Here is a 6,248-nt window from a genome sequence, read left to right as displayed (position 1 = left end):
TCGCCGGTGTTCGCGGGTAAACCCGCTCCCACAGTGATTGCGCCAGCTTTGCGATCTTGTGGAAGCCAGTTGCTCCAACAGGGCCCTGCTAAATCCATGAGCCTTGTGCGGTGGCTTGCAGGCGACAGGGCCCGCGAGCTTACATCGGCGGTGACTGCTCCGCGGGCTTGTCCTTGTTCACGCCGGGGACATGCAGGTTGCCCTCGGCCACCTGGCCTTCCAGCTGAGGCTGGGTCACCCAGGTCAGGATGTCGTAGTACCGCCGAATGTTGGCGACGAAGTGCACCGGCTCGCCGCCGCGGGCGTACCCGTATTTGGTCTGGCGATACCACTGCTTCTGCGAGAGCCGTGGCAGCATCTTTTTCACATCCAGCCATTTATTGGGGTTGAGCTTTTCACGCTTGGCCAGGGTGCGTGCATCTTCAAGGTGCCCGGTGCCCACGTTGTAGGCTGCCAGCGCGAACCAGGTGCGGTCCGGTTCCTGAATGCTGTCGTCCAGCTCGGCCTTGATCTTCATGAAGTATTTGGCGCCGCCCTGGATGCTCTGCCTGGGGTCCAGGCGGTTGGACACACCCATGGCCTGGGCCGTGCGCTGGGTCAGCATCATCAGGCCGCGCACGCCGGTCTTGGAGGTGACTTCCGGCTGCCACATGGATTCCTGGTAGCCAATGGCTGCCAGCAGGCGCCAGTCCACCTGCTCGACCTTGGCGTAGCTTTTGAAGTGTTTTTCGTACTTGGGCAGGCGCTGCTGCAGGTGCTGGGCGAAGGTGTAGGCGCCCACATAGCCCAGCACGTCGACGTGCCCGTAGTAGCGGTCTTTCAGGCGCTGCAGGGTGCCGTTCTTCTGCGCTTTGTCGAGGAATGCATTCACCTCGTTGAGCAGGCTGTTGTCTTCGCCAGGTGCCACGGCCCAACGCTGGTCGCGGGTGTCGCCCAGGTCGAAGGCCACGCGTACATTGGGGAAGTACACCTGGTTCATGGCCAGTTCGTTGGAGTCCACCAGGGTCAGGTCGATCTGGCCTTCGTCCACCATGCGCAGCAGGTCGACTACCTCGACGGCATCGGATTCCTCGTATTGCAGGCCGGGGTACTGCTTTTTCAATTCGGCCAGCTGGTCGGCATGGCTGCTGCCCTTGAGCACCAGGATCTTCTTGCCGACCAGGCCCTGGGCATCGGTAGGGCGTGGGCGGCCGTTGCGGTAGATGACCTGGGGGGTCACCTCGAGGTAGGGGTGGGAGAACCGGGCCTGGGCCTTGCGCCGCTCGCTGGTGACCAGCCCCGCCGCCGCCAGGACTGGCCCGGACGGTTTGCCCAGGTCGTCGAACAGTTCGTCGAGGTTGTCTGCGGTTTCGATTTCCAGCTTCACGCCCAGATCGTCGGCGAAATGCTTGACCAGCTCGTACTCGAAGCCGGTTTCGCCGTTGCGATCCTGGAAGTAGGTGGCCGGGCTGTTGCGGGTGACCACGCGCAGCACGCCGTCCTCCTTCACGCGCTCAAGGGTGCTGGGTTTTTCAACGCAGGCACCGAGCAGCAGAAAGAGACCGGTTGCGAAAAGCCATTTGGCGCAACGCTGGCGCAAAGCAGTGTGGGCGAACATAGGTTGCAGTATACGCAAAGGACTGGCTGCGCCATATCTCGACAACTACCAGGGAGTCTGATAGCGGCTTTTGAGCGGCAAGCGGCAAGCGGCAAGCTGCAAGAAAAAGCGGATGCGGCACGGTTCGCTCTTTCTTGCAGCTTGACGCTTGCAGCTTACCGCTGCTTTTCTGACCCGAAAGTCCGGTTCGGCCGCTTGGCAGGCATGGCGCAGAGCGGGTGCCGAAGCCATCGAATTAGGCTAGAATGCACGGCCTCCAAGTACACCCCTTCTGAGGCTGTCCCGACGATGTTGATCCTGCGCGGCGCTCCTGCCCTTTCTGCCTTTCGCCACGGTAAATTACTCGAGCAACTGAGCCAGAAAGTCCCCGCTGTTACTGGTTTGTATGCCGAATTCGCCCATTTCGCCGATGTCGACGGCGAGCTGACCGCTGACCAGCAGCAGGTGCTGGGCCGTCTGCTCAAGTACGGCCCCAGCGTACCGGTACAGGAACCCACCGGTCGTCTGTTCCTGGTCGTGCCGCGCCTGGGCACCATCTCGCCCTGGGCGAGCAAGGCCAGCGACATCGCCCATAACTGCGGCCTGCAGTCGATCCAGCGCCTGGAGCGCGGCATCGCCTATTACGTTGCCGGCAACCTCAGCGAGGCCGACGCCAGCCGCGTCGCTGCCGAGTTGCACGACCGCATGACCCAGCGCGTGCTCGGCCAGCTGGAGCAGGCCGCCGACATGTTCAGCCATGCCCAGCCCAAGCCGATGACCTCGGTAGACATCCTGGCCGGTGGCCGTGATGCGCTGGCCAAGGCCAACATCGAACTGGGCCTGGCCTTGGCCGAAGACGAGATCGACTACCTGGTCAATGCGTTCCAGGGCCTCAAGCGCAACCCGAACGACATCGAACTGATGATGTTCGCCCAGGCCAACTCCGAGCACTGCCGCCACAAGATCTTCAACGCCAGTTGGGACATCGACGGCCAGGCCCAGGAAAAAAGCCTGTTCGGCATGATCAAGAACACCTACCAGATGCACAGCGAGGGCGTGCTGTCGGCCTACAAGGACAACGCCTCGGTCATCGTCGGTAACGTCGCCGGGCGTTTCTTCCCCAACCCTGAAACCCGCCAGTACGGTGCGGTGCAGGAGCCGGTGCACATCCTGATGAAGGTGGAAACCCACAACCACCCGACCGCCATCGCCCCGTTCTCGGGTGCCTCGACAGGTTCCGGCGGTGAAATCCGCGACGAAGGTGCCACCGGCCGTGGTGCCAAGCCCAAGGCTGGCCTCACCGGCTTCACCGTGTCCAACCTGCGCATCCCCGGCTTCGAGCAGCCATGGGAGCAGGCCTATGGCAAACCCGAGCGCATCGTCGACGCCCTCGACATCATGATCGAAGGCCCGCTGGGCGGCGCTGCGTTCAACAACGAATTCGGCCGCCCGGCCCTGACCGGTTACTTCCGTACCTTCGAGCAAGCCATCAACACCCCCCACGGTGAAGAGGTGCGCGGCTACCACAAGCCGATCATGCTCGCAGGCGGCATGGGCAACATCCGTGAAGACCATGTGCAGAAGGGCGAAATCACCGTTGGCGCCAAGCTGATTGTGCTCGGCGGCCCAGCCATGCTCATCGGCCTGGGCGGCGGGGCTGCTTCGTCCGTGGCTACCGGTGCCAGCTCGGCTGACCTGGACTTCGCCTCGGTACAGCGCGAGAACCCTGAAATGGAGCGCCGCTGCCAGGAGGTCATCGACCGCTGCTGGCAGCTGGGCGACAGCAACCCCATCGCCTTTATTCACGACGTGGGCGCGGGTGGCATTTCCAACGCCTTCCCCGAGCTGGTCAACGACGGTGGCCGCGGTGGCCGCTTCGAACTGCGTAACGTGCCCAACGACGAGCCGGGCATGGCCCCGCACGAAATCTGGAGCAACGAATCGCAGGAGCGTTACGTGCTTGCCGTCAGCGCTGGCGACTTCGAGCGGTTCCAGGCCATTTGCGAGCGCGAGCGCTGCCCGTTCGCGGTGGTCGGTGAAGCGACTGAAGAACCACACCTGACCGTAAGCGACAGCCACTTCGGCAATACCCCGGTGGACATGCCGCTGGACGTATTGCTGGGCAAGCCGCCGCGCATGCACCGTTCGGTCACCCGCGAAGCCGAGCTGGGCGATGACTTCGACCCGAGCGAGCTGGACCTGGACAGCGCCGTTCAGCGCGTGCTCAACCACCCGGCCGTGGCCAGCAAGAGCTTCCTGATCACCATCGGTGACCGCACCATCACCGGCCTGGTCGCCCGCGACCAGATGGTCGGCCCCTGGCAGGTGCCGGTGGCTGACTGCGCAGTGACCGCCACCAGCTTCGACGTCTACACCGGTGAGGCCATGGCCATGGGCGAGCGCACCCCGCTGGCCCTGCTGGATGCCCCGGCGTCCGGTCGCATGGCCATTGGCGAGACCCTGACCAACCTGGCCGCCTCGCGCATCGACAAGCTGTCCGACATCAAGCTGTCGGCCAACTGGATGTCCGCTGCGGGCCACCCGGGTGAAGATGCCCGCCTGTACGACACCGTCAAGGCCGTCGGCATGGAGCTGTGCCCGGAACTGGGCATCACCATCCCGGTGGGTAAAGATTCGATGTCGATGAAGACCAAGTGGAGCGAAGAGGGCGTCGAGAAAAGCGTTACCTCGCCGCTGTCGCTGATCATCACCGGCTTCGCGCCGGTCACCGACATCCGCAAGACCCTCACCCCGCAACTGCGTATGGACAAGGGCGAGACCGACCTGATTCTGGTCGACCTGGGCCGTGGCAAGAACCGCATGGGCGCCTCGATCCTGGCCCAGACCTACGGCAAGATCGCAGCCCAGGCACCCGACGTCGACGACGCAGAAGACCTCAAGGCGTTCTTCGCGGTGATCCAGGGCCTGAACGAAGACGGCCACCTGCTGGCCTACCACGACCGCTCCGACGGCGGCCTGATGACCACCGTGCTGGAAATGGCCTTTGCCGGCCACTGTGGCCTGGATTTGCAACTCGATCCGCTGACCGACAGCAAGGCCGATGTGGCCGCCATCCTCTTCAACGAAGAGCTGGGTGCGGTGATCCAGGTTCGCCAGGACGCAACCCCGGACGTTCTGGCCCAGTTCAGCGCCGCCGGCCTGGGCGAGCAGTGCGTGGCCGTGATCGGCAAGCCGGTCAACAACGCCGAGGTGTCCATCAGCCTGAACGGTGAAGTGCTGTTCGACGACGACCGCCGCATGCTGCAGCGCCAGTGGGCCGAAACCAGCTACCAGGTGCAGCGCCTGCGCGACAACGCCGATTGCGCCGATCAGGAATTCGACCTGCTGCTGGAAGAAGACAACCCTGGCCTGTCGGTGAAGCTGGGCTTCGACGTCAACGATGACGTGGCTGCCCCCTACATCAAGAAAGGCATTCGCCCACAAGTGGCCATCCTGCGTGAGCAGGGCGTCAACGGCCAGGTCGAGATGGCTGCTGCCTTCGACCGCGCAGGTTTCGCCGCCATCGACGTGCACATGAGCGATATCCTGGCGGGTCGTGTCGACTTCGAAGCCTTCAAGGGCCTGGTCGCCTGCGGTGGTTTCTCCTACGGTGACGTGCTGGGTGCCGGTGAGGGCTGGGCCAAGTCGGCGCTGTTCAACAGCCGCGCCCGCGATGCGTTCCAGGCCTTCTTCGAGCGCAGCGACAGCTTCGCCCTTGGCGTGTGCAACGGTTGCCAGATGATGTCCAACCTGCACGAGCTGATCCCGGGCACCGAGTACTGGCCGCACTTCGTGCGCAACCGGTCCGAACAGTTCGAGGCGCGGGTGGCCATGGTCGAGGTGCAGAAGTCCAACTCGATCTTCTTGCAGGGTATGGCCGGTTCGCGCATGCCAATTGCCATCGCCCACGGTGAAGGCCATGCCGAGTTCGCCAGCGAAGAGGCATTGGTGGAAGCGGATGTTTCCGGTTGCGTGGCAATGCGCTACGTCGACAACCACGGCAAGGTCACCGAAGCCTACCCGGCCAACCCGAACGGCTCGCCGCGCGGTATCACTGGTCTCACCAGCCGCGATGGCCGTGTAACCATCATGATGCCGCACCCGGAGCGTATGTTCCGTGCCGTGCAGAACTCCTGGCGCCCGGATGAGTGGCAGGAAGACGCGGCACTTATGCGCATGTTCCGCAATGCTCGGGTGTGGGTGAACTAAGGCGTGTATAAGCTCGCCTTCTTTGTCCCTGCCAGCCATGTGGAGGTGGTAAAGGCTGCTGTGTTCGCCGCTGGTGGCGGGCGCATCGGTGGGTATGACCACTGCGCTTGGCAGGCCTTGGGCCAGGGGCAGTTTCGCCCGTTGGACGGCAGCCAGCCGTACCTTGGGCAGGCTGGCCAGGTCGAGGTAGTGGAGGAGTGGAAGGTGGAACTTGTGGTTGCTGACGGCCTGATTGCTCAGGTCGTCGCTGCGCTCAAGGGGAGTCATCCTTATGAGACGCCGGCTTATGAGGTATGGCGCCTTGCCGAATTCTAGTGTTCGAATTGGACGTTTGTTTATCTACTAAGCGTGTTTGCTCGGTATATGAGCACACTCTGGATAGGCTTGAAGCTTGAAGCTTGAAGCTTGAAGCTTGAAGTTGTTTGCTGTTCGTGGGTTTTCATGGCAAGCATAGTCCATATGC

The 6,248-nt window shown here is 63.1% G+C and carries 3 protein-coding genes; 2 read left to right on the top strand and 1 reads right to left on the bottom strand.

From position 1 onward, the window contains the following. Nucleotides 1–139: 139 nt before the first annotated feature. Nucleotides 140–1,597, bottom strand: coding sequence for a membrane-bound lytic murein transglycosylase MltF (mltF, locus tag IAE38_RS23445; RefSeq protein WP_201163230.1), 1,458 nt, complete (start codon nucleotides 1,595–1,597; stop codon nucleotides 140–142). Nucleotides 1,598–1,885: 288 nt separating this feature from the next. Here mltF and purL point away from each other — a divergent pair, with 288 nt between their 5' ends. Further along, nucleotides 1,886–5,785 carry a phosphoribosylformylglycinamidine synthase gene (gene purL / locus IAE38_RS23440; RefSeq protein WP_201219553.1) on the top strand — a complete coding sequence of 1,300 codons (3,900 nt, stop codon included), beginning with the start codon at nucleotides 1,886–1,888 and terminating at the stop codon, nucleotides 5,783–5,785. Nucleotides 5,786–5,788: 3 nt separating this feature from the next. After that, the gene (locus IAE38_RS23435; protein ID WP_028634831.1) at nucleotides 5,789–6,100 is read left to right on the top strand and encodes an NGG1p interacting factor 3 protein, NIF3; all 312 of its coding nucleotides are present in this window, start codon (nucleotides 5,789–5,791) and stop codon (nucleotides 6,098–6,100) included. Nucleotides 6,101–6,248: the final 148 nt, after the last annotated feature.

The organism is Pseudomonas sp. S32, from assembly GCF_016648095.1.
Taxonomy (GTDB): Bacteria; Pseudomonadota; Gammaproteobacteria; order Pseudomonadales; family Pseudomonadaceae; genus Aquipseudomonas; species Aquipseudomonas parafulva.
Note: the sequence above shows the minus strand (reverse complement) of the source record. Positions and strands in the feature narration are given on the sequence as shown.